Consider the following 22784-nt stretch of genomic DNA (forward strand, 5'->3'; position numbering starts at 1 on the left):
CCTTTTTTTCCGGACATTATTATGAGTCCTGATGGTAAACGTGTACAACCATGTTTGCACATAGGATAGAAAATCTTCCTCCGTACTTATTTGCCCGAATAGATGAGATGAAAGCCCAAAAACGGGCGGAAGGGGTAGATGTTATCGACCTTGGGGTGGGGGATCCGGACCTTGCAACCCCTCCTCATATTGTCGATGCCCTGGTGACCTCCGCCAGAGATCTGGATAATCATCATTATCCTTCCTATCTTGGGATGCCTGCATACCGTCAGGCTGTCGCATCCTGGTACAATAAACGGTTTGGTGTGGAATTAAACCCTGATAAGGAAGTCATCTCTCTTATGGGGTCAAAGGACGGGGTAGCCCATATCCCAGAAGTTTTAGTAAATCCGGGCGATTATGTTCTGGTACCAAGTCCTGGATACCCGGTTTACAGCACCGGTGCTCTTTTTGCCGAGGGAAAAACACATGATATGCCCCTGACCCGTGAGAACAATTTCCTTCCGGTCCTTGACGATATCCCCAAAGATGTTGCAAAAAAAGCAAAACTCATGTGGATTAATTATCCCAACAATCCGACATCAGCGATTGCTCCTCCTTCGTTTTACCGGGAGGTCGTGGACTTTGCCCGTGACAATGATATCGTTGTTGTCAGTGACAATGCCTACTCTGAAATAGCCTTTGACGGGTACAAGGCACCTTCATTCCTGGAGACCGACGGGGCGGCTGAGGTAGGTATTGAGATGCATTCCCTCTCCAAAACTTACAATATGACCGGATGGCGTATTGGCATGGCGGTTGGAAACCCGGAGGTTATCAGGGGTCTTGGTACGGTAAAGACCAATGTCGATTCAGGTGTCTTCAACCCGGTCCAGTATGCGGCAATCGCAGCACTTTCAGGACCACAGGACTGTGTGGCTGAGGCCTGTAAGATCTATCAGGAACGCCGGGATGTATTGGTCAGCGGGCTCCAAAAACTCGGGTTTGAGGTCACTACTCCAAAAGCTACTTTCTATGTCTGGATGAAGGTTCCGGACAGCATCTCGTTTGCCGCAAAGATGCTCAACGAGGCAGGAATTGTCGTAACTCCGGGTGTCGGGTTTGGAAAATCCGGCGAAGGGTATGTCAGGTTTGCGGTAACCCGAACCGTAGACCGGATACGGGAGGCAGTAGAACGGATGCAGGAGGTGCAGTGGTGAACCTTCCTTCCCATCTTACCATTGAAAACAGCCATCTTATGATTGGTGGTTGTGATACGGTTCAACTTGCATTTACCCATGGAACGCCTCTCTATGTGACCGATGAGATCCGGATCCGGGAAAACTTCAGGGGATACCTGACCGCAATGTCCGGTTACTATCCAAAGATTCGGGTTCTCTACGCTGCAAAAGCAAATGGGAACCTTTCCATCATGAAGATCCTGGCCCAGGAAGGAGCAGGTGCAGATGTCTTCTCATCCGGAGAACTTCATCTTGCTCTTCTTTCCGGTATGAAGCCTGAGCACCTCCTCTTTAACGGGTCTTCAAAGACCGAGGCAGATCACCGGCTTGCCATTGAAAAAGGAGTCCGGGTCTCCCTGGATTCTCTTGATGAACTGGCCCAGATTGACCGGATTGCAGGAGAAGCAGGAAAAATTGTTGAGGTTTCTTTCCGGGTAAACCCGGCACTTGATGTTCCGACCCACCCCAAGATTGCAACCGGTCTTGCAACTTCGAAATTCGGTATTCCGGCGGCGGAGATAACCGATGCCTATGCAGCAGCCCTTGCCTGCAAACATGTCATTCCGGTTGGTATCCACTGCCATATCGGGTCACAGATCCTTGAAGTGGAGCCTTTTGCAAAGGAAGCCCAGGTCATGATGGAGGTCGTCGAAGAACTCCACCGGATGGGTGTGAAGTTCAAGTTCGTAGATCTTGGTGGCGGTCTTGGGGTTGCGTATGATCACAACGGGCCTGATGCACCGACTTTTTCAGCATATGCCGGAGCGGTTATGCCGGTCTGTACCTCGGTTCTTGGACGGCTTGGCATCAGTCCGGAGATCTGGATTGAGCCCGGCCGGTCTATGGTCTGTGACTCGACCCTTCTCCTGACAAAAGTTAACTCGGTCAAGAAGGCACACAAGTCCTTTGTGAACGTTGACGCCGGATTTAATCTTCTCATCCGACCGGCAATGTATGATTCATACCATGAAGTCCTCATTGCAAACCGTGCGGATGAAAAACCAGCCGGAACCTACACAGTAACCGGTCCAATCTGTGAGACCGGGGATATCCTTGCCCATGACCGGCAGCTCCCGGCTGTTATGGCAGGTGATCTTGTTGCCGTCCTTGATGCAGGAGCCTATGGATACTCCATGGCTTCCCAGTATAACGGCCGGGGCCGGTGCGGTGAGGTTCTGGTTAAACAGGGGAAAGCAGAACTCATGAGACGTGCAGAAACCCTCGATGATCTGATGGCTGCACTGATTACTCCTTCCTGGCTGCAGTAAGGAGCTGAAACCGGTGGTCAGGTATCATTATGCACTGGTAGATGATCTCATCAGCAGGGAAGAATTCGACGCTCTGATCGAGAAGAAAATAACCGATTGTGGGAACCTGGCCGATGAAACGGCAGCAGCCCTTCTGGTGGTGAAAGATCTCGGACGGTCTCATGTGAAGATCCGGGGCCTTCGGGGAAAATCATCTCTCTTCTGTTTTTATGCAAAAATAATCGCCTTCTCCGGGGTGACCGAGTTTGACCGCCAGAACGGGGAGAAAGGTCTTGTTGCACGCCTTACGGTGGCTGATGAGACCGGACAGGTTGATCTTGTTTTCTGGGACGAACAGGCTGCAGCTCTTGAAGAGACGTTTGAGATAGCCGATGTTGTAGAGGTCATCGGAAGACATGGAAAGTCTGCCCGTGATATCATGCCCTTAAACCTCCGGAAGACCTGTGTTGATATTGACTGTGTCATGGAGGTAAAGGAGCGGAAAGCACCAAAACGGGTGGACCTCCATGGGCTTATTATCTCCCTTGCAGATCCGAAACCATTCACCAGAAAAGACGGGACCAGCGGTGAGATGGTAAGCGGGCTTGTGGCAGACAGCGTTGGGACAGCCCGGCTCTTATGCTGGGAACCGTCGGTACTTGCCGGTATTACTCCGGGGATAGCAGTAACAGTCTCCGGTGCCCTGGAAAAGGAGGGCGATTACGGTGGCCGGGAGGTTGTGTTTGACGAAGAGACGATGCTCTCTCCTGCAGAGGAACCGCCGGAGATCCAGACAACTGCCCTGGAGGCCCTCGTTCCAGAACAGTCCGTCACCGTCCGGGGTACTCTGACCCGCATCCTTCCGGCAAAACCATTTACCAGAAGGGATGGGTCCACGTCATGGGTCCGGAATCTTCGCCTGTCAGATGGAAGTGCAGAGGTCCCTCTTGTACTCTGGGATGATGAGGCAAAACGGCCGCTCCTGCAGGGTGAATCGGTTATTATATACAATGCCTATGTAAAAACCGGAAGGACCGGAGATAATGAGATCTCTCTTGGGAGAGGAGGGGCGCTTGCTATAGTTCCTCACGAGGGAGAGCATATCCGGGTGCAGGGAACGGTCCTGTATGTTCCCCAAGGAACGCTTCTTACATCACCGGATGGATCATGGCTGGTCGATACAAAACTTCCCCATGGCACATATGCCATAATGACCGGTTTTGCATGTGGTCAAAGGCTCTTTTCCGAAAGTGAAGAAGTCTTAGAATATGATGTAAAAATGATAAAAGACAACCTTGAAGCCTTTATTTTGTCACTTTAAAAAAAGGCATTTTCACTTTCACCCTGTTTATTTTAGACTTAAATACTCCTTGTTGCCACCTGTATGATGAGGGATAAACTACTATGGCAACAGAAGCATACAAGCTTGAGGACATTCCAGGCGTCGGACCTACCACTGCAGAAAAACTCCGTGAAGCAGGGTATGAATCAGTGGAGAAGATAGCACAGTCAACGACAACTGAATTATATGACACCGCTGAGATAGGCGAAGCAACCGCCCGCAAGATGATAAAGTGGTGTACATCCCAGGTAAGTCCGGATGCAGCATCTTCATCAGATACAAAGTCCGCAACGCAGGAAGATACTGACAATATGACACAGCGGAGACTGGACATTGAAGATATTCCGGGAGTAGGCCCTGCAATAGCAGAAAAGCTTCGGGACGCCGGCTTTTTAACGATTGAAAGTATTGCAACCTCTCTTCCGTCAACACTTGCAGAAGCTGCAGAACTTGGAGAGGCAACCGCCAAGAAGATGATCAAGTGGTGTCGTGACCAGTCTGATATCGGCGGGTTCAAGACTGGCACTGATGTCTTTGAACAGCGGCTGAAGGTCAAGAAACTCCGGACTCTTGTCCCTGAAGTTGATGATCTCATGGGAGGGGGGTTTGAAACCCAGGCCATCACCGAGATGTACGGTGAGTTCGGTTCTGGTAAATCCCAGATAGTTCACCAGATGTCTGTTAATGTCCAGCTTCCGGAAGAACTCGGTGGTCTTGGCGGTTCGGTCATCTACGTGGATACGGAGAATACCTTCAGACCTGAACGTATTGAACAGATGGTCAGGGGCCTTGAGATTGAAGGTGCCGATCCACAGGATTTTTTAAAGAATATTCACGTTGCACGTGCCCAGACTTCAGATCATCAGATGCTCCTCATCGAGACATCCCGTGAACTGGCCGAGGAACTCAAAGCTGCAGGAAAACCGGTCAAACTGGTGATTGTTGATTCACTCACCGGTCTCTTCCGTTCAGAGTATGCAGGACGGGGATCCCTTGCAGAGCGGCAACAGAAACTGAATCGTCACATGCATGATATCTTCAAACTCTGTGATGAGTACAATGCCATCGGCCTTGTGACAAACCAGGTCCAGTCCAATCCGGCAGTTTTCTTTGGTGACCCGACAAAACCTATCGGAGGAAATATCGTAGGTCATACCGCAACCTTCAGAGTATACCTGCGAAAGAGCAAGGGCGGAAAACGTATCTTCAGGCTGGTTGACAGTCCGAATCTGCCTGAAGGAGAAGCAACGTTCCTTGTTGAAGAAGGTGGAATGCGGTCCTGCTAATAGCAAAAGGAGTTTGATATTATAGTGTTTCGGGGAGTGATAACCGATATAGACGGAACGTTGACCGACGAAAAGCGCAGGCTCTCAACTGCTGCCATAGAGACAATACGAAGGCTCCAGGAGAGTGGAGTTGAGGTGGTGCTCTCATCAGGCAACACCTCATGCCTTCTTAAGGGACTTTGTAAGCTCATCGGGACGGGGGGCACATTTATCGGGGAAAATGGAGGAGTGTACCGGATTGGATTTACCGGTGAACTACAATTGATCGCAGATAGAAAAATAGCGATTGATGCCCTGAATCTTTGTATTGAGCACTTTCAGAAGAAAGGAATAACTCTCGAACTCTTCTCGTATAATGAACGATTCTCTGATGTGGCTTTTGCCCGGACAGTACCGGTTGAAGAAGTTCGTTCTCTTCTTGCCGACTGGCCGGTTGATATCATGGACACGAACTTTGCGATACACATTCATAAGGCCGGCATTGATAAAGGAAAAACGTTTCAGGTTGTTACAGAAAGCCTTGGAATTAAGCCGGAAGAATTCCTGGCCATTGGCGATTCGGAAAATGACATTGGAATGATAAAGGCTGCAGGCATTGGCTGTTGTGTTGCAAATGCACAAGAAAGGGTACGGATAATATCTGATTACTGTTCATCAGTTCCGTACGGAGAAGGTTTTGTAGAAATAATGAATAGGAACTTTTCTCACATTCTGGCCAGATAACGGTCAACGACAATAAAATCCTTGATATCCCGTACTGCTTCGAAGGGAATAAGCATATTTTCACCGTCCAGGGTATACCCGGTTGTATCAAATGATTCCTCCGGCTCGAGAACCAGGTCGGTAATAAGCCCCGTGTCAAAATCAACCATCAGATTGCGAAGTGATCCTATCCCTTTCCCGTCATTTGTCACGATCTGTTTCCGTGAGAGACTGCGGGCAAGTATAGACTTCATATATCAGGTTTCAGTCGTATCCGGTAATAAAACTCCCGATCAGATTCTGATATCCTTACCTTCGTCCGGGTTTGATTCCGGTCTTTTTAAGTGCTTTTTCAATCGACCAGTACCCACGGCCCAATTCTTCCTGAAGTTTGTTGTTAATCTCTTTTTCTGTCAGTCTTGTTCCTGATAATTCCTGATACCGGTTTCGAAGAGAGTTTATTTCATCATCTGTCCAGGTTTTTCTGGTCAGTTTTCTCTCTGGTTCCAGCGGGGTTCTGATAGTATTAAGGAGGGATCCGGGAACAAGATTTGCAATCTCCTGAGTGCGTGTGTCAAACATTCCTGATGAGATCTCAAAGCCGATAACGTTTCTGGAGAGTCCGATGGCTGTCCTGGCGGTTGAGAACCCTCCGAGGAAGAGATCGCACACCAGATCTCCTTCATTGCTGCTGTATTGAATTATCCGGCTTAAGAGTGCAAAGGGAAGTTCGTTTTTATTTTTTACTCGTCCTGGTTTGTATTCCCGGTTAATTATCCAGACATCCTCCCGGTCCTGGTAATTAAGAGAGCCCCCGTGTTCATCCTTCTCCGAAAGAGCAACTCTGCATTCGGTGTTAAATGTCCTTATCCCTCCGGGTTTTGTATAATAGAGGATGTGATAATGCGAAGACACAAATTTCCTGCTTGTAAAAACACCGAAGTTATATTTCCATATGATATGATTGACTTCTTCGAGCCTGGTATGATGGAGCGCATTTAAGATGTGCAAAAGATTGGTATATCCTGATACAATATAGATTGAGCCCCCGGGACGTAAGATTCGCTCTGCCTGTGCAATCCAGTTCAAACTGAAGTTCTCATATTCTTCAGCCGGAATCTCAACATACCCGTCGGTGACAAAAGATTCGTCCCGGTTATAGTGCCGGTGCAGTTTGTCTCCCTCTATGCCATATGGGGGATCGGTAATGATGAGATCAACGGAGTTGTCCGGGATCTGGGAGGATCCGGGTATACAGTCACCGTTATAGAAAACTCCTCCCGGAATTGTTACTTTGCGCATATTTAGTTGGTCGGAAGGGTCCGGAAGATGTCAGACTGGGTCAGGATACCCACCGGTTTGTTATCTTCAAAAACAATGAGTCGGCCTATTGATCGTTCCTTGAATTTCCTGATGACCTCATAGAGCTGGACCTGTGCATCAGCATAGACGACGTCCTCGGTCATGACTTCACTGACATGGGTGTCCAGCGGGGAGTCCTTTTCAATAGCCTGCAGGATATCTGACATAGTCACAATTCCCATAAGAAATCCCCCGTCCATAACCGGTGCACCATGAATATGATTGGTATTAAAAAGTTTCACCGCATCTTTCAGGCTGGACCGGGTGGAGAGCATCTTAGTGGGAGTAGACATGTAGTCCCGTATCGGTTTTTTGGGAAGGGAGACCATTTCAAGAATAGATATGATGAGTGCAGGTTCGTTCTCATCTTTTCCGAATACTTCACCCTTGATCAGGAGTTTGTTGACCGGAGTTGGTCCGATGGTGATAACGTCGCCATTGTTGAAGAGTTTTACACTCCCGATTATTCGTATCTGTGCATGACAGATATCAGCATGGGAAAGGGTGGAAAATATGATCTCGCCAACCTTTACTCCTGGAACAATCTCTCCATCCCGGGAGATCTTCACCTCGTACGTTTCACCATCACGTTTCAGGTTCAGTTCCTTGTAGGCGAGCATGGTCGGGTGATATCCGCCCTTTGGTCCGGGTATGCCATCAACAAGGCCGATAGCTTTGAGTGCCTGCATCTGGTTCCGGACGGTTCCGGCGTTCCGGAGAATGATCTCGGCTATCTCCTCTCCCTTAATGGGAATTGATTTCTTCTCATACAGACTGATAAGGGTAATCAGGATGTCATTTTGAATAGGGGAGAGATCCATGATTATTTACTCGCTAACGCATGCGTCATAATTTATTTCCACTGAAAGACTGTGCAAAGAGTTGTAGGATAAGTCTAGCAAGAACTTATCTTTACGTTCATCTCTATCTGATTTTATTGAGTTTATTAACATGATAAATCATGATGGTTCATAAAGTGTGATGAGGAAAAATGAACATGTTTCATACCCGAAAAAAAGTCAATTTCTTACCTGGGAAAAGACCACGACACTGGTGCGGATTTACTCTGGTGTATCAGAGCGTGTTCTTAACCGGAAGGATAAAAAACAGGATGGTGGAAATCCATTTCATCAATCATATATCTTTTTATACTGAGCATGAGTTTTCATTTTCAGATTCTATCTGAATTGCGATGTCAAATGCCTGAAGGGCCTCTTCATATTTTCCCAGGAAATTCAGGGCAAATGCCTTGTTATTCCATGCATCGGTATATTGTGGATCGATCTGAATTGCCTTATCAAATGACCGGATTGCATCTTCATATTGTTCCAGGTAATTGAGAGCAAATCCTTTGTTATTCCAGGGGTCTGCATAATCCGGCATTATCTCAATTGCTTTATCGCAAACCTGAATCGCTTCTTCGTATCTCCCCAGGAGATTGAAAACGATTCCTTTGTTATTCCATGCTATTGCATCTTCCGGGTTTATTGAAATTGCCTTTTCAGATGCTTCTAAAGACTCCTCGTATCTTCCGAGAAGGTAGAGGGCAACCCCCTTATTTATCCAGACATCCGGATCATTAGGGTTTTGCTTGAGAGCTTGTTCACAGGACTCCAGTGCTTTCTCATAACTCTTAAGATTTTCCAGAATCTCCTGTTTATTGGTTAGGGAAATATCATCTCTTCCCGAAAAAGATAACGTATCCATAAAGGGCTTTTTGCGTTAAAGGGGTTAAGAGTTCCTTTTCTTATGCGGCTGAAAAAAAGGAGCACGAGGTCTCGTCTGCTCAAAATACATGAGTATCAGGAATTAAATTTCATATCTGCATATCTTTGTTCTGCGAATTTAAGACGGATGATAACTTCTGAATAATCAGGCTTTATCTGTAGTGCTTTATCAAAGGCAGCAATTGCTTTTGAATAATCTCCAAGGTCAAGGAAGGCAAGCCCCTGGTTATTCCATATCCGGGCATCATCCGGTTTTATAGCCAGTGCTTTATCAAATGCCTGCACTGCATCCTTGTAGGTCCGAAGATAGTATAGTCCCATCCCTTTTTTATACCATATCTCTGCGTCATCCGGCGTAATATTAAGGATTTTATCACATGTCTGGACAATTCCATTATAGTTCCGGTTGGCGTTGTAGATCTTCTCTTTCACATATAGTGAATCAAGAGACAATGGATTTATTCTTAGTACTTCGTCAAATGACCTGAGTGATTCATCATCCTTCCCAAGAGAATGCAGTGCCATTCCCCTGTCATACCATGTCGTCTCATTATCCGGGTCAATATTCAGAGATTTATCAAAGGCTTCAACTGCTTTATCATATTTTTGAAGTTTAACTAGTTCTATTCCTTTCTCATACCAGTCCCTGGCTGATATTTCACCATAGGAAGATCCAATAAGAAATCCAAAAATAGTAAAGAAAAAGAAAAGAAAAGTGAACAATTTCATTGAGAAAAAGTTGATGTTTTGAAAAAATAATCCTATTTATTCTGGTTTTTTAATAAATCTCATGTATCCGGGATCCATGCGGGGTAATCCTACCACATGGGTCACATGCGTTATGGGGGGCTGAGTTATCCTGTATGCTCATGAGTTATCTTCTCTGCCGGCACAGTATCAAATACCTATACGAGCATACATGAGGGTGAAATATCGTGAGTTTTGAAAAAATCCCAACAGTTCCAACAGCCGATGAAGTGCTGGACCGTGCTCTCCGTCGTGCTGCAAAGAAAATGCGGGAGAAACCTAATAAAAAAAGGGCAAGTGTTGAGTTTGTCGAGGCAGCATACCTCTCGGTCCATGACAAACTGGTATCAGTAATCCAGTCATTCCCAACCCTCTCTGAAGAGTCTCAGTTTTACCAGGACATTGTAGAGATCCTGTATACCACCGACCGGCTCAAAAAATCACTGGGTGCGGTTGGATGGGCAGCCCGGTGGTCCAAAGATCATCGGGGAGGTCTTGCAAAGGATGTCCGGTATTCATCCGAGGACAATGCACCTGCGGCACGAAAAAAAGCTATAGCCAGACTTTCATCTGTCGTTCACCAGATAGAAGATGATCTCCTCTTTCTTAACGAAGTGAGAAATGTCCTCCGGAAATTGCCTACTGTAGAAGACGTCTTTACCATCGTGGTTGCCGGATTTCCAAATGTAGGCAAGTCCTCTTTTATCCGGCGTGTATCTTCTGCTGAACCGGAAATAGCATCTTATCCGTTTACTACCAAAGGGATCATCGTTGGTCATTATTACAGTGGCCGGGAGAAGATCCAACTGATTGACACACCAGGACTGCTTGATCGGCCGGGAATAGAACGAAACGCGATTGAGCGCCAGGCATTATCCGCGATAGTAAATATTGCCGATGTGCTTCTTTTTATTCTGGACCCCAGTGCACATTGCGGATATCCGATTGAAGACCAGATGAGTCTCTTAAAAGAAGTGGAACAACTAGTACAGATCCCGATTGTTGTGGTTGGTAACAAATCGGACATCTCAACACTCTCCGAATACCCCTGCATGTCAACTGGCAGCGGAGAAGGGGTTCAGGAGGTTTTGGATTCCCTTTTGGTTTATAAACCCAAGTGGGAGCCAAAAACTTCTTCAGGCCAGGAAATTCCTGAATAATCTTTTTTACTCGTGCCTGAGTGCTTCAATGGGACGCAGATCTGATGCTTTCCAGGCTGGATATAGTCCGGACAGGATACTGGTTGCAATACCAAAGAGCATTCCATATGGGATCTGGATAAGACTTGAGATCTCAAAGAGATAGGATGTTTCCTGAAGCATAAGGGCAATTGCAGCATATCCTCCAATAAAACTCATTATCCCTCCGATCAAAGAGCCGGATACTCCGAGGATCAGGGATTCGTAGATGAACATACTCCTGACTTCTGCCCGTTTAGTCCCGATTGAGCGGAGGATACCAATTTCCCGGTATCGTTCCATAACCGACATCATCATGACGTTGAAGATGGATACTCCGGCTACGACCAGAGAAATTCCGCCGATAGCCATGGTGAATGTTGAAATCTTCCCGAATGTGTCGAGGATTGTCTCAAGGATGGCTTTGGTATCATAGACATCAACTTCATCTTCACGCCTGTTTAACTGCGCATCGATGGAGTCCTTGACCTGCTCTATCTCATTGAGGTTTTTTACCTTGACAATGACCTGATCATATTCAGACACATTGTAAAATGTCTCATACCATTGCTGTGATGCAAAGATTGCATTATCCGGGCTGATATCAAATCCCATCCCCCGTTCTTTCAGGATGCCGACAACCCTGACACCACTCTCTTCCCTGCCGATAAGAATTCGTGACCCGACGGCCAGGTTATTATCTTTAGCAAGTTTTGATCCAACCATGACTCCGGATGCACCCCGGAGAAACTGGCCAGTTTCAAGGTCGAGCAGGGTTGAGATGTCCTGAGGTTCGATTCCATAGACTGATGCCGCCAGAATATCTTTTCCAATCCGGATCCGGTCGCCACCGGTATAAACCGGGACCACCTCGTTGTTCCCTGATGCCCGCCGTATCTGCTCAAGTTGTCGGTCTGAGATTCCTTCATTTGTTCCCTGTGCTCCGAATCCTCCAAATGATACATGAGGAGTGACAACAACCGAATCCCCGACATCGGTGAGTGATTCAGAGACTGAAAGGACCAGACTGTTTCCAAGAATACCCATCGAAGAAATTGCAACAACTCCGATGATAATTCCGATTGCTGCAAGGATTGATCTGAGCCAGTGGATATGGAGGTTCCTGACTGCCAGGCTGAAAAAAAGCCGGTGACTGGTCAACTTATTTCCTCCTTTATCTTTCCGTCTTCAATGAGGATGGTTCGGTCTGCATATTCTGCAATTCTCGGATCATGGGTAACCATGACGATAGTCTTCCCCTGTTCTCTGCATAATTGGGTAAGGAGGTCCATGATTGCCATGCCGGTTTTCGTATCCAGGTTTCCGGTAGGTTCGTCACAGAGGAGAATTTCCGGGTCATTTACAAGGGCCCGGGCGATGGCAACCCGCTGCTGCTGACCTCCGGACAACTGACCTGGCCGGTGATGCCAGAGATGAGGGGCAAGACCCACCGCTTCGAGGACTTCCATACACCGCTTCGTGCATCCGGTCTCTCCGGTTTTAAGGATGAGAGGGTACTGTACGTTTTCAAGTGCATCAAGGAGGAGTATGAGGTTAAACTGCTGAAAGATGAAGCCAAGTACATCACGCCGAAGTTCGGTGAGCTGGTCATCATTCATCGTTTTGATATTCTGTCCGGAGATGAATACATCCCCGGATGTTGGGATGTCAAGACATCCCATCATGTTCAGCAGGGTCGATTTTCCTGACCCGGAAGGTCCCATAATGGCGATAAACTCTCCTCTGACGACCTCTACGTCTACATGATTAAGGGCTGTAACATCGCCTGAATCAAGGGGATAAATTTTGGTGACATCATGAAATGCTATCACCTGCCTGGTCTCTTTCATGCACGATTTTTCCGGCTGTACCAGACTGCACACAGAACTCCTGCTGCGATGATTACGAGAACTCCGATAATGACCGGAGAGATCCCTTCTTCATCCTGCTGTGTCTTCGGGTTTTTTTCTTTGCCCAGTTCGACCAGGGTTACGCTGCTGAATTCATTCCCGTCATCATCTTTAAATGATGCCCTGAGGGGAACTTCTGTCACATTTGTATCTGCTCTGAATGTCACTTCAAAACTTGCAAAGTCGTCTGGTTTGAGTGCTCCAACGGCATAGACCTTATAGGGAAATACCGGAATAGCAGGCTCTTCAGATGAGATGACTACTGCATTTGCATTTTCAAGACCAGCATTAGTAACATCCCCGGTTACCCGGTAATTCCCTCGTTCAGTATCAACCTGCACATTTGAAAGAACCGTATCTGCCTGTTTTCTGCTCTTTTGTCCGGTAACAACCGGAAGAGTATAAGGAACCGTATGTTGGTTGATACCATTCTGGTAATGCACGGTGAAGGTAATTGGTTCATCCCCATAGGGAGTTACAGAGAACGGGATATCAATGGAATTATCTGACTGGAGAACCCCGGCAAAGTAGGATGTCGGGGTAATCTCGTGTCTGCCTTTTGAAGGATCTATGATAACGCCGTTTACTGCATTGTCACGGGGATTTCCAATATGAATAACAATATTCTCTTTCTTACCCTCAACCCAGGTCTCCGGTTTATTCATGACCGATACTTCAAGCGGGTTTTCCTGCACCGTTACCTTGAACGGGTACCTGAGATAATTTGCATCTCTGAAATCAACCGAAAAAACCGGGTAGAAGATACCGGTAACTCCTCCTGCCTGGAGAGTGTAGGTAAAACTCATGGTGTTTCCAGCCCCGATGGCTCCTACCTTTCCGTAATCATCAGACAGAATTTTCAGATCCTTGGACTGTATTTCTGCTCCTGAAATGGCAACGCTTTTTGTCCCGGTATTAGATAGGGTGATGGTAACCGTTGCGGTATCATAAGGCATAAGTATAGCCGGATCAGTAGTGAGGTTTATCACCTGTATCTGTGCGGCGGCAGCTTCATTTTCTGCCAGCATTTCAGCTTCTGCTAATGGGAGTAGAAATAGCAGGATGAAAAAACAGGTGATTACTTTTCTGCCTGTTTTCATGCAGCTCCCCCGGTGAAAAGGAGGAGAGATGAGAGGGTGTATGCAATATAGATGACCACCGGAAGTCCTGCAACGATGAGTGCTTTTTTTGCAGGAAGACCACAGCAGGATTCAACACCTATCGCCCATAGGTTTGCCACCCAGATAAGGAAGATAATGGTGATAATGGTTGAAATTATGGTGAATTCATGGAGTGCCGGGTCCTGCATCATTGACATTGCAGCAATGCTTATCTCTTCCGGATCTGATGTTGTGATTGGAGAGATATCTGCCTGGGGGATGTAATATGCTGTTAAAATCACTGTAATGATTGTTGCAAAGAGCAGAGGAATCATTCCGTATCCACAGATCTCCATCACTCTTTTAAGTGTTCCGGTACCCTGCATCACCTTCTGGATTCCAAACAGGATAACTGCTGCAACTACCCAGATGAATAGTGTACCAATTAATGTAGATACTGCTGCACTCATCGCGGTTATGGTCTCGATACCTTCCATAAGTCCGGCCAGCATCTTTCCGGACAGTTCTCCCATCATATATCCGCTGATGGAACTTACCACTGCCATTACCAGGATGATAAGGGCCGGTTTTTTAAGTGATGGTTCTTCTTTTGAGACTGACTGGAAGAACATTCGGGGGTTTGAAAATATATCAGTAAGCATGTGTTTTCTCCGGGTATCATTAATATTTAATTTCTTAGGGGTTTACATCTTTTTGAGGAAATTCATCATCGAAAAAGAATATCTCGTCTATTGGGGATTTTAGGATCACGGATATCTGGTACGCAAGACGAAGGGAGGGGTTGTATTTTCCTCGTTCAAGAAACACAACCGTTTCACGGCGGACACCTACCCGTTCTGCAAGTTCTGCCTGGGTAAGTCCGCAACGTGCCCTGAGTTCTTTTATCCTGGTATACACAATTTTCTCCTAATAAACGTCCCCTTTTTTGTTGAAGTAATACTGAAACAGGATTGTACTGACTGGCATCATGATAATGAAAACCAAAAGTACCGTATTAGCAGAAATCTGCATACCTCCAAAACTGATGGCAACGGACAGAAAGATGACCATCACATAGGTCAGGTACCAGGAACAGGAGATTCCATAGGTTCCGATACGAAGTGATCTCTCGTCCTGCATTCCGGCATCACTATCCTGGTTTTTCATCCTCCAGTGCAGAAGGATGAGAACCATACTCATGGTAAGGCCCATGGCCGGGGTTGCTGGGAGAAGAGGGACATCAATGAGGATTCCTGCAAATGAAATTCCAAGGGCAATCACTGCAAGTATTGCAATGATGCGTCTTACTGTAGGGGTATTATGCTTTTTTAGTCCGTAGAATGCCCCAAAACCAAGAGCAATCAAAAGAACCCAGATTAGTGCGTCATAGTAAAATCCTGATGCACAGTATGTTCCGATGATAAACATCAGCACAATGGATATGATGATTATCTCTAGTGTTATCAGTGCTGTACGGTTCATAAGATCACGGTGTGAAATATCTCACACTAAGTTAGATATATGTAACATATGTTAGATAAATCTAACTCCGCTACAGTACTTTCCACCGTACAAGAATAAACAGCCCGATGGCACTTGCCGCAACAGCCCCGAACATGATAAATAAAAATGCCATGGGATTATCCTGCAGGGGGAGGCCGACATTCATCCCATATATGCTTGCAATAAGAGTTGGAAGAGATATCAGAATTGTTATGCTGGTCAGGAGTTTCATCACGACATTGACATTATTATTAATAATGGAGGCAAACGTTCCGGTCATTCCCATGACGATGGAAGTATAGATATTTGCCATCTCAAGAGCCTGTTTGTTTTCAATGACCATCTCTTCGTAAAGGTCATGCTCATCGTCGGTCATCTCAAGGATATTAGAATATGAGAATTTTTCGACCATGAGAGAGTTTGACCGGAGAGATGTTGTAAAGAAGACCAGGCTTTTATGGAGGTTGAAGAGGTCTAAAAGCTGGTCATTGGTGCTTGACCGGTAGAGGTTCATCTCGATGAGGTTACTCATCCGGTTTATGTCTTTTAAGTACCGGAGAAACCGAAGGGCAGTCCGGTAACAGATCTGAAGAGCAAATCTGGTCCGGGTTTTGGTGTCAAAGTTCCGTACCCATCCGGATAAGAATTCTTCAAGGACATCAACTTCTGTCAGGGTTACCGTAATGATGACGTTTCCTGTCAGGATGATGCCTATTGGCAGCGTAATATAGGGAATCGCGGCTTCCTCTGGTTCACGTCTTGGTGACCTGATGAGCATGAGCATATTCCCTTCATCTACCTCAAACCTGGCCCGTTCATCAACATCAAGGGGATCAGTAAAAAATTCTATCCAGACGCCAAAGCGCTCTACAAGGAGAGCAATCTCTTTTTCTGTGGGATTTACCACCTTGATCCAGCACCCGTCCACCCAGTTCTCAACCGGGACAAGACCCGTATGTGTGGTAATATATGCTGCGATCATGACTCATTCCCCCCAAACAGATGTGATTAGTACTACTGACTGATGGTATAAATAGGGCTATGCGGAGTAGATGTAACACATATCCGAAAGAAGAGCAATAAGTGATCATATGCAGGAATACCCGGTTAAACGGACCCACATCAAGGCTCTTCCCGAGAACATATCCGGGAAAATAACAGAGCATTTCGAATTAACACCCATTGAGAAAGATGGTAAGTATTCGATCTCCTATGGCGCTCTGGAATCTCTGGAGGTATTTTTAGGAGAGGGGAAAAAATCGATAATTATCTCTACCGTTTCAAAACAGGGTATTGAAGACGAACAGGTAATTCTTGAAACGAACAGACGATTCCGCCGGTACCTTGATGATGTTACCGGATATACTACCAAAGAACGCGTAAAAAAAGCAAAAACAGTAGAAAAATAATTTCTACTCTATTATTATCGCCGGTTTGAAGGGCAGTGCAGAGCCTGCCTTCATATGTCGGCATTCATCTGATCTGATGACTTCTATCTCAAGATTTGTATCTTTTGAAAGAAATACCGATGCATTGGTGAATATTGAAAATTCATCAGGCTTGCTTTGAACAATCCGTTCCACAAGGTCAGAAGGAAGTTTGTGGAATAGGTTCGTGCACTGTTTAACTGCATCTGCAGCTTCCTTTCCACGGGCTTTAATATCCTCTTTCTGCATGACATCCCTGATTACATTCTTTTTATCCGTTGCTTCAGCGATGAGGGTCAGGATATCCCATTTCCATGATGGTGCAACAGAGATGGTAATCTTTCTTGGGGGGGTTTTCAGTATCCGGAGGATAGATTCGATATCTTCAATGGTCCGGACCAGGAGTTCCTCTGCAATTTCTGCAGACTGGTTTATCCTGGATGAATCCTGCTCCGGCCATGATGCAAAGGATACCAGGCCATCTGAAATGTCTTTCCAGAGATCTTCACAGGTAAAGGGGATAATTGGTGCAAGCAGTCTGACCCAGACAGAGGAGAGATATTTCATAGTCTCCCTCCCTCCGGTTTCCTGTCCGAGACGACGCCGGTACCACTTTATGTCAGATTCAATTCCGAAGAATGATTCCTGGAGAGCCTGCCGTGTCTGGAAATTTTCCATGGCTTTTGTAACCATGCCGATGTGGTTTTGCATCCTGGATATGAGCCACTGGTCAATATCCGTTTCAGGACCATCTGATGCGAGGCTTTCTTTGATGGTTGCAACAAACCGTTCAATCTGTTTTCTTGTGGAAGAGACCAGATCATTTCTCCAGTCAAAGTCCTGCCAGGGTTCTCCTGAACCGATAAGAAACATCCTGACGGTATCTGCACCAAAATCGTTTATAGCGTCTTCGAGGAGGTAGACATTCCCCTTGGATGAGGACATCTTTGCCCCGTTTAACAGACCCATACCAAATACGACCATGCCATGCGGGAGGTATTCTTTTGGGAAGATGGTGCAGTGGTGGAAGAGCTGGAACGTCAGGTGGTTTGAGATGAGATCCTTTGCTGAAAACCTGAAGTTGTACGGGTACCAGTACTGGAATTCCTTTCTCATCCCATCAAGTCGTTCGCGTTCCGGAAGGTTCTCAGTCTCTTTACCAAGGAAGATATAATCAAAGACTTCCGGAGTCAGGAGGGCGGGGTCAATGTGTTTGATCCTGGATGCAATGGTGTAATATGCCATGTAGATGGTCGAGTCAGAGAGCGGCTCAATGAGCCACTCCGGATCCCAGGGCATCCGGGTTCCAAGACCAATTCTCCGGGAACAGGCCCAGTCCTTGAGCCAGTCAACCGTCCGGTAAAATTCTGTTCTGACTTCAGCAGGGACCAGTTCCATGTTCTCTAACTGGTCTTTCACCTGTTGTTTCCAGGCAGGGTCACTGTATTCAAGGAACCACTGATCATGGAGGACTTTTACAAAAACGCGTGCTCCACACCGACAGACAACCGGGCGGGTATCAAACTCGTACATGATCCCTGAATGGTGTTTTTCATTCAGGACCTCTGCGACTTCTTCGCGAGCAATCTTAACCGGTTTTCCTCCGTATTGCTCATACATCTTTCCGGTTGCATGCTCTGCAGAGTAAACCGTTTGCGTCAGTTCTTCAAGGTTCGGGTCGTCCTGGTTGATGATGTCGGCTTTTTCAACCGCTTCAACTGCCGGAAACTCTCCATATCCCTCAACTTTGATAAGTCCGACCGGTTTTATGTCGGTGTACTTCCCTTTCTGCTGCAGGTCACGAAGGGCGATGTAATCATATGGGGCATGTGCCGGGACACTCATGACCAGACCGGTTGCCATGTCCGGATCGACAAAGACTGCCGGGAGGATGGTGACTTCTCCACAGAACGGGTGGGAGACTTTTTTATCAACGAGTTCTGTTCCGGGAATGGTTCCGATCTCTTTTACATCATGGTCCTGGAGTCCGATCTTCTCCATTGCCTCACGGGAGAGGATCCACTCTTTTCCGTCAACCTGGCACCGGACATAGGTAATTCCTGGGTTAACCCAGAGGTTGGTGACACCATAGATGGTTTCCGGCCGGAGAGTTGCACATGGAACAAAGGCATCCCCATACGAGAACATGATAAGAGTAAACTTCTGGATCTCTGCTTTGTCTCCTTCGAGAAGGTCATGATCCCCAACCGGGTTTTCACACTGTGGACAATACCTGACCGGATGTGCTCCTTTGTTTACATGGCCGGCTGCCCTGAGATGCTGCCACTGCCACTCGATGAATTTGCTGTAAGTCGGTTCAACGGTTGTAAACCGGCGTGACCAGTCAATGGAGAGACCGGCACTTGTCATAACCCGTTCGTATTCGTTTGAAAAATGGTTGACAATGTTTAACGGGTCAGTGAAGGTATCGAGAACGTCCTGCGGGACCTTGTATAAATCCCGGTATAACTTAATTGCTGACTCATCCTTTCTGGCAATCCGCTTTGATATCCCGATAACCGGTGCTCCGGTTACATGGAATGCCATTGGGTAGAGGACTTCTCTTCCCCGCATCCGCCAGAACCGGGCAATGACATCAGGAACAATATAGGTCCGGCCATGGCCGACATGCATTGCACCACTGGGATATGGATAAGCGACATTCAGGTAAAATTTTTCTTTGTCTGAAGGAGTAGCAATGAATACTCCTTCCCATTTTTTCCTGACAGAGGCCTCAAGAGCCTGTGTTTCTTCAGTCATATGATGACCTCACACGGTTTTGAGCCTGATTGGCTCGCCTTCATTATAACGCCGTAACATTTCCTGGGCAATAGTGCTGTTTTTAGCCAGGTGAATCTCTCCGGAATCATTGACGGTTGCGGTAAAGAGGTACTCCCTCCCCGCAAATACATCCACAATTTTACCCGTGTTGTCCGGAGAGATGATGGAGAGTTGTTTTTTGTCTATTCTGACCTGCAAACCATCTCCAAGAGTTAATTCTTCCCGTTCATTCTGATTCGGGGATGATGCCTTTACTTTCTTTGCAAGTTCAGAGCAGGGTCTGATATCAATGCCTACTCCTACTTTGTTAACAATTGCAGCAATATTTTTCCCGCCTTTTCCTATTGCCGCAGGAACGTCCCGATCATCAATATATACGACGGCTTTTGTTGCAGAGAGCATTTCAACGCTGACTTCCCCGCCGGTATATCTGCCTATTTCACGCTGGATGTCCCGTTCAGTAATGGACCATGATGAGGTCTCTTCTTCTTCGTCTCCCTCATCTCCTTCATCTCCCTCTTCATCTTCTGAATTTTTCTCTTCAGGTTCTTCCGTCTCCGGCTCTGCAGTAAGTACAGTTTCAGATGGAGGAACATACTGTTCGGTATTGTCAGTCTGTTCTTCTTCTTCCTCTACCGGGAGAACGATGGTTTCGGTTCCGTACCTGAAGATTTCAAAGATGGGCTCATTGGTTTTTACATCCGAAACAGTTGTAACCGGTCGGATCTGCATCTCTGAATCAATACCTTCCGGAACCTTCATGGAGAATGAAGTAGAGCAAATCTGGCGTATCTGACCGTCCCTGACATAAATCATGCTGCCAAAGATCTGGGCAAGGACAGAAAAGTCAAGACGGTCTGCAAACCGCTGAAGAGCTTCATGAGGTGATACGGCATGGATGATTCCTATCATTCCGATTCCGGCAAGTCTCATATCTGCAAAGACTTCAAAGTCCTCGTTTTTCCGGAGTTCGTCAAAGATAACAATGTCAGGTCTAACAAGAAGAAGGACATCTGCAGTGTTGACCATGCTCCCGTCAAGGGCACTGTACTGGGTAATCTGGTCCGGAACAAGCATTTCTCTGGGTTGTTCCATAGTCTTGATGATGCATCCGGAATCACAGAGATAGGTGGCAATTGCCTGGGCCAGGGTCGTTTTTCCACAACCAGGTGGTCCGGTGATCAGGATCCCCGGCTTTTCACCTTTCAGCATCTGCTTGATGAGTTCTGCATCAGCATAATCCTCAAGAGCAAGATCTACAATGGGCCTGACCGCTGTGATCTCCATTCCATCGGAGAATGGCCTGCGGGTTATTGATATCCGCATGGATCCGATCTGGACAACGGTCACTCCTCTTTTTTCAATCTCAATGAATCCGTCCGGATCACGTTTTGCCCGCTCGAGGATCTCCTGGGCTATCATCCGGAGTTCATACTCAGTGCAGAGCTGCTCACGGACGATCATTGTCTCCGTCTTCTGGATTGTTCCTTTTCTGGCTATTGGCCTTGCACGTTCTTTCAGGTATACCGCAATGGTGTGTTCATCAAAAAACTGGTCAATAGCAAGAGGGGTAAAGTCTTCAACCTGGGGTTTTAGGTATAATACATCAAGGCCCTTGGCTTTTGCAACCTCGGACTGGACCACATCACTCGTAATAAACCGTGCCCCATAGTCTATTGCAACTTTACGGATTAACGCATCAATTTCCCCTCCGCTTGCCAGTTTTACCTGTTCAAGAGTGGGTCTGACGCCAACAAATTCTATGGATATAATGCCCTGTTCTGCAAGTTTACAAAGTTCCTGCAGTTCAGTCAGCCCGGAAAAACCTATCTCCCTCCCCTGGTTTGCCTGGGCCTCCAGTTCAGCAACGACTGCTTCCGGTATTATTATATGGGCTCCGTTATATTCTCCTGTATCGATTAGATTGGTGATGCGTCCATCTATTACGACGCTTGTATCAGGAACTATTTTCAAATATTTTCACCGGGTTATAATTGGTCATTCATTCCTTTTATTATATACCTTATCTGGCTCAAATAGGCGGTCTGAAATCGTTTTTCCATCTATTGTCCGGTAAAAGCAGGACCAGTGTCCGGTGTGACAGGCTGCACAATGCTGCTCAACCTGGTAAACAAGGGTGTCTGCATCACAATCCACCAGGATGCCGGTTACTTTCTGCATGTTCCCGGACTCCTCACCTTTTTTCCAGATCCGTCTTCGTGAACGGCTGTAATAATGGGCATACCCGGTCTCACGAGTCAGGCGCACGGCTGTTTCATTTGCATAGGCAAGCATCAGGATATCCTTTGTCCGGATGTCCTGTGCGATTACCGGGATAAGCCCCCTGTCGTCAAAAGCAAGTTCAATGGTGTTTTTATTCTGTTCGGTCATAATCCTGTCAGCCTTAAAAGTATGATGAAAAAGTCACCAAAGATCATTGCGGTTAAAAAACCTGCAGTGATCGGGATCAGAAACGGGACCCCATAACTAATCCAGACAACTCCTGCTTTTTTATAGATCTCGAGTTCCTTTCGGTATTTATCCGGTTTCTCCTTCAGGGCTTTTGTGTACACCCGTTTTCCACCTGAAAGCATATCCCTGATAGCGGTTCTGACCGGAATAAATTTCCTGGTTAATTCTCCGTTCTCTTCCTTGAATTCTTCCATGACGATTCCAAACTCATCTGCTATCGTCTCACCCCTCACCGGGTACCCAAGGAAGAGGTATGCAAGCGGTGCCCGGTTTCCTTTTATAACATTCAAAAGGAAGAAAAAAACCGGTAATAGAAGGTTTAGAATCACGGCATTGAAAAGGACACTAAACGGGAGAAAAACATAGGGGGGGATACCAAACAGCGGGTATCCGGTCAGGGGTATGAATGGGAAACAGGGAACCAGGACGGTGATAAGGATAAGTGCCTTGGTATCTGCCATACCCATGAGGTTGTACCGGGTAAAGAGGTAGAATGCCACCACAAAAAAGAGGATCAGCGGAATAAGGGGCATCATGTATGAGATGTCTCCGGAACTGATTACAGAGAACCAGAACCAGATAAGCATGACAACACCGATTGCAGCAACCGGGTACCACATGACTACCGGGACCGCCCGTTCCCTGATGTCCTCCCGACAACCGTAGAGCAGGGTGAGCAGGAGCACTACTCCGTTCACCAGGAGGGGGATCATGATCACGGGTATTGAAAAGGGATCCATACATCAGGTATGACTGGTTCTAAAAAAGGATATTGTGTTC

General features: G+C 46.7%; 23 protein-coding genes and 1 pseudogene. 8 read left to right on the forward strand and 16 right to left on the reverse strand.

Annotation, left to right across the window (positions count from 1 at the left end; translation table 11 throughout):
• Positions 1-50 precede the first annotated feature (50 nt).
• From DLD82_RS03120 to DLD82_RS03140, 6 genes and pseudogenes are all read left to right on the forward strand, one after another.
• Positions 51-1199 (forward strand): LL-diaminopimelate aminotransferase, encoded by a 1149-nt coding sequence (locus tag DLD82_RS03120; protein WP_109939652.1) that lies wholly within the window; start codon positions 51-53, stop codon positions 1197-1199.
• The gene (lysA, locus tag DLD82_RS03125) at positions 1196-2488 is read left to right on the forward strand and encodes a diaminopimelate decarboxylase (RefSeq protein WP_109939653.1); all 1293 of its coding nucleotides are present in this window, start codon (positions 1196-1198) and stop codon (positions 2486-2488) included. The genes DLD82_RS03120 and lysA overlap by 4 nt, the downstream gene beginning before the upstream one ends.
• A 13-nt stretch (positions 2489-2501) precedes the next feature.
• Entirely contained in the window at positions 2502-3788 is a 1287-nt protein-coding gene (locus DLD82_RS03130; protein ID WP_181391225.1) for an OB-fold nucleic acid binding domain-containing protein, read from the forward strand.
• Between the two features lie 83 nt (positions 3789-3871).
• Positions 3872-4042: pseudogene (locus tag DLD82_RS19435) on the forward strand (helix-hairpin-helix domain-containing protein); the annotation flags it as partial.
• A gap of 78 nt (positions 4043-4120) precedes the next feature.
• Positions 4121-5095 carry a DNA repair and recombination protein RadA gene (gene radA, locus DLD82_RS03135; protein ID WP_342764527.1) on the forward strand — a complete coding sequence of 325 codons (975 nt, stop codon included), beginning with the start codon at positions 4121-4123 and terminating at the stop codon, positions 5093-5095.
• Between the two features lie 36 nt (positions 5096-5131).
• Positions 5132-5818, forward strand: a complete 687-nt coding sequence (locus tag DLD82_RS03140; protein WP_245920351.1) for a phosphoglycolate phosphatase — start codon at positions 5132-5134, stop codon at positions 5816-5818.
• On the opposite strand, the gene DLD82_RS03145 is transcribed toward DLD82_RS03140, so the two are convergent.
• From DLD82_RS03145 to DLD82_RS03165, 5 genes are all read right to left on the reverse strand, one after another.
• Positions 5800-6051, reverse strand: a complete 252-nt coding sequence (locus DLD82_RS03145) for a PRC-barrel domain-containing protein (protein ID WP_109939657.1) — start codon at positions 6049-6051, stop codon at positions 5800-5802. The genes DLD82_RS03140 and DLD82_RS03145 overlap by 19 nt on opposite strands.
• A gap of 55 nt (positions 6052-6106) precedes the next feature.
• Positions 6107-7099 carry a DNA-methyltransferase gene (locus DLD82_RS03150; RefSeq protein ID WP_109939658.1) on the reverse strand — a complete coding sequence of 331 codons (993 nt, stop codon included), beginning with the start codon at positions 7097-7099 and terminating at the stop codon, positions 6107-6109.
• Positions 7100-7101: 2 nt separating this feature from the next.
• On the reverse strand, positions 7102-7980 hold the full coding sequence (locus tag DLD82_RS03155) for a CBS domain-containing protein (protein ID WP_109939659.1): 879 nt from the start codon (positions 7978-7980) through the stop codon (positions 7102-7104).
• Positions 7981-8305: 325 nt separating this feature from the next.
• A complete protein-coding gene (locus DLD82_RS03160) occupies positions 8306-8866 on the reverse strand; it encodes a tetratricopeptide repeat protein (protein ID WP_109939660.1) in 561 nt (186 codons plus the stop codon).
• Positions 8867-8961: 95 nt separating this feature from the next.
• Entirely contained in the window at positions 8962-9615 is a 654-nt protein-coding gene (locus DLD82_RS03165) for a tetratricopeptide repeat protein (RefSeq protein WP_109939661.1), read from the reverse strand.
• 206 nt (positions 9616-9821) lie between these two features.
• Between DLD82_RS03165 and DLD82_RS03170 the strand changes: the two genes are divergently transcribed.
• On the forward strand, positions 9822-10793 hold the full coding sequence (locus DLD82_RS03170) for an NOG1 family protein (RefSeq protein WP_109939662.1): 972 nt from the start codon (positions 9822-9824) through the stop codon (positions 10791-10793).
• A 6-nt stretch (positions 10794-10799) separates the two neighbouring features.
• Here DLD82_RS03170 and DLD82_RS03175 read toward each other — a convergent pair whose 3' ends face one another.
• The 7 genes from DLD82_RS03175 to DLD82_RS03205 form a co-directional block, all read right to left on the reverse strand.
• On the reverse strand, positions 10800-11972 hold the full coding sequence (locus tag DLD82_RS03175; protein ID WP_109939663.1) for an ABC transporter permease: 1173 nt from the start codon (positions 11970-11972) through the stop codon (positions 10800-10802).
• Complete coding sequence (locus DLD82_RS03180; RefSeq protein WP_109939664.1) at positions 11969-12661, reverse strand: ABC transporter ATP-binding protein; 693 nt, start codon at positions 12659-12661, stop codon at positions 11969-11971. Before DLD82_RS03180 ends, DLD82_RS03175 begins: the two co-directional genes overlap by 4 nt.
• On the reverse strand, positions 12658-13821 hold the full coding sequence (locus DLD82_RS03185) for a COG1361 S-layer family protein (RefSeq protein WP_109939665.1): 1164 nt from the start codon (positions 13819-13821) through the stop codon (positions 12658-12660). The genes DLD82_RS03180 and DLD82_RS03185 overlap by 4 nt, the downstream gene beginning before the upstream one ends.
• The gene (locus DLD82_RS03190; RefSeq protein ID WP_109939666.1) at positions 13818-14483 is read right to left on the reverse strand and encodes a Yip1 family protein; all 666 of its coding nucleotides are present in this window, start codon (positions 14481-14483) and stop codon (positions 13818-13820) included. Before DLD82_RS03190 ends, DLD82_RS03185 begins: the two co-directional genes overlap by 4 nt.
• 34 nt (positions 14484-14517) lie before the next feature.
• Positions 14518-14739, reverse strand: a complete 222-nt coding sequence (locus DLD82_RS03195; RefSeq protein WP_109939667.1) for a helix-turn-helix transcriptional regulator — start codon at positions 14737-14739, stop codon at positions 14518-14520.
• 9 nt (positions 14740-14748) lie between these two features.
• Entirely contained in the window at positions 14749-15303 is a 555-nt protein-coding gene (locus DLD82_RS03200) for a hypothetical protein (RefSeq protein WP_109939668.1), read from the reverse strand.
• Positions 15304-15373: 70 nt separating this feature from the next.
• On the reverse strand, positions 15374-16306 hold the full coding sequence (locus tag DLD82_RS03205; RefSeq protein ID WP_109939669.1) for a magnesium transporter CorA family protein: 933 nt from the start codon (positions 16304-16306) through the stop codon (positions 15374-15376).
• A 109-nt stretch (positions 16307-16415) separates the two neighbouring features.
• Here DLD82_RS03205 and DLD82_RS03210 point away from each other — a divergent pair, with 109 nt between their 5' ends.
• The gene (locus DLD82_RS03210; protein ID WP_109939670.1) at positions 16416-16733 is read left to right on the forward strand and encodes a DUF5611 family protein; all 318 of its coding nucleotides are present in this window, start codon (positions 16416-16418) and stop codon (positions 16731-16733) included.
• 3 nt (positions 16734-16736) lie between these two features.
• Here the strand turns inward: DLD82_RS03210 and leuS are convergent, their stop codons facing one another.
• The 4 genes from leuS to DLD82_RS03230 are packed head-to-tail and all read right to left on the reverse strand — an operon-like array spanning position 16737 to position 22744.
• The gene (gene leuS / locus DLD82_RS03215) at positions 16737-19511 is read right to left on the reverse strand and encodes a leucine--tRNA ligase (RefSeq protein WP_109939671.1); all 2775 of its coding nucleotides are present in this window, start codon (positions 19509-19511) and stop codon (positions 16737-16739) included.
• A gap of 9 nt (positions 19512-19520) precedes the next feature.
• Positions 19521-21506 carry a PINc/VapC family ATPase gene (locus DLD82_RS03220; RefSeq protein WP_109939672.1) on the reverse strand — a complete coding sequence of 662 codons (1986 nt, stop codon included), beginning with the start codon at positions 21504-21506 and terminating at the stop codon, positions 19521-19523.
• A gap of 24 nt (positions 21507-21530) precedes the next feature.
• Positions 21531-21899 (reverse strand): phosphoribosyl-AMP cyclohydrolase, encoded by a 369-nt coding sequence (hisI, locus tag DLD82_RS03225; RefSeq protein ID WP_245920358.1) that lies wholly within the window; start codon positions 21897-21899, stop codon positions 21531-21533.
• 20 nt (positions 21900-21919) lie between these two features.
• Entirely contained in the window at positions 21920-22744 is an 825-nt protein-coding gene (locus DLD82_RS03230; RefSeq protein WP_109939674.1) for an A24 family peptidase C-terminal domain-containing protein, read from the reverse strand.
• Between the last annotated feature and the right edge of the window lie 40 nt (positions 22745-22784).

This window comes from Methanospirillum stamsii, from assembly GCF_003173335.1.
Classification (GTDB): domain Archaea; phylum Halobacteriota; class Methanomicrobia; order Methanomicrobiales; family Methanospirillaceae; genus Methanospirillum; species Methanospirillum stamsii.

Bases quoted from the DNA above. Each gene is read 5' to 3' on its own strand.
- DLD82_RS03120 (WP_109939652.1), top strand. From the start codon at position 51: ATGTTTGCACATAGGATAGAAAATCTTCCTCCGTACTTATTTGCCCGA.
- DLD82_RS03185 (WP_109939665.1), bottom strand. From the start codon at position 13,821: ATGAAAACAGGCAGAAAAGTAATCACCTGTTTTTTCATCCTGCTATTT.
- DLD82_RS03230 (WP_109939674.1), bottom strand. From the start codon at position 22,744: ATGGATCCCTTTTCAATACCCGTGATCATGATCCCCCTCCTGGTGAAC.
- DLD82_RS03155 (WP_109939659.1), bottom strand. From the start codon at position 7,980: ATGGATCTCTCCCCTATTCAAAATGACATCCTGATTACCCTTATCAGT.
- radA (WP_342764527.1), top strand. From the start codon at position 4,121: ATGACACAGCGGAGACTGGACATTGAAGATATTCCGGGAGTAGGCCCT.
- DLD82_RS03210 (WP_109939670.1), top strand. From the start codon at position 16,416: ATGCAGGAATACCCGGTTAAACGGACCCACATCAAGGCTCTTCCCGAG.
- DLD82_RS03150 (WP_109939658.1), bottom strand. From the start codon at position 7,099: ATGCGCAAAGTAACAATTCCGGGAGGAGTTTTCTATAACGGTGACTGT.
- DLD82_RS03160 (WP_109939660.1), bottom strand. From the start codon at position 8,866: ATGGATACGTTATCTTTTTCGGGAAGAGATGATATTTCCCTAACCAAT.
- leuS (WP_109939671.1), bottom strand. From the start codon at position 19,511: ATGACTGAAGAAACACAGGCTCTTGAGGCCTCTGTCAGGAAAAAATGG.
- DLD82_RS03200 (WP_109939668.1), bottom strand. From the start codon at position 15,303: ATGAACCGTACAGCACTGATAACACTAGAGATAATCATCATATCCATT.
- DLD82_RS03180 (WP_109939664.1), bottom strand. From the start codon at position 12,661: ATGAAAGAGACCAGGCAGGTGATAGCATTTCATGATGTCACCAAAATT.
- DLD82_RS03145 (WP_109939657.1), bottom strand. From the start codon at position 6,051: ATGAAGTCTATACTTGCCCGCAGTCTCTCACGGAAACAGATCGTGACA.
- DLD82_RS03165 (WP_109939661.1), bottom strand. From the start codon at position 9,615: ATGAAATTGTTCACTTTTCTTTTCTTTTTCTTTACTATTTTTGGATTT.
- DLD82_RS03190 (WP_109939666.1), bottom strand. From the start codon at position 14,483: ATGCTTACTGATATATTTTCAAACCCCCGAATGTTCTTCCAGTCAGTC.
- DLD82_RS03205 (WP_109939669.1), bottom strand. From the start codon at position 16,306: ATGATCGCAGCATATATTACCACACATACGGGTCTTGTCCCGGTTGAG.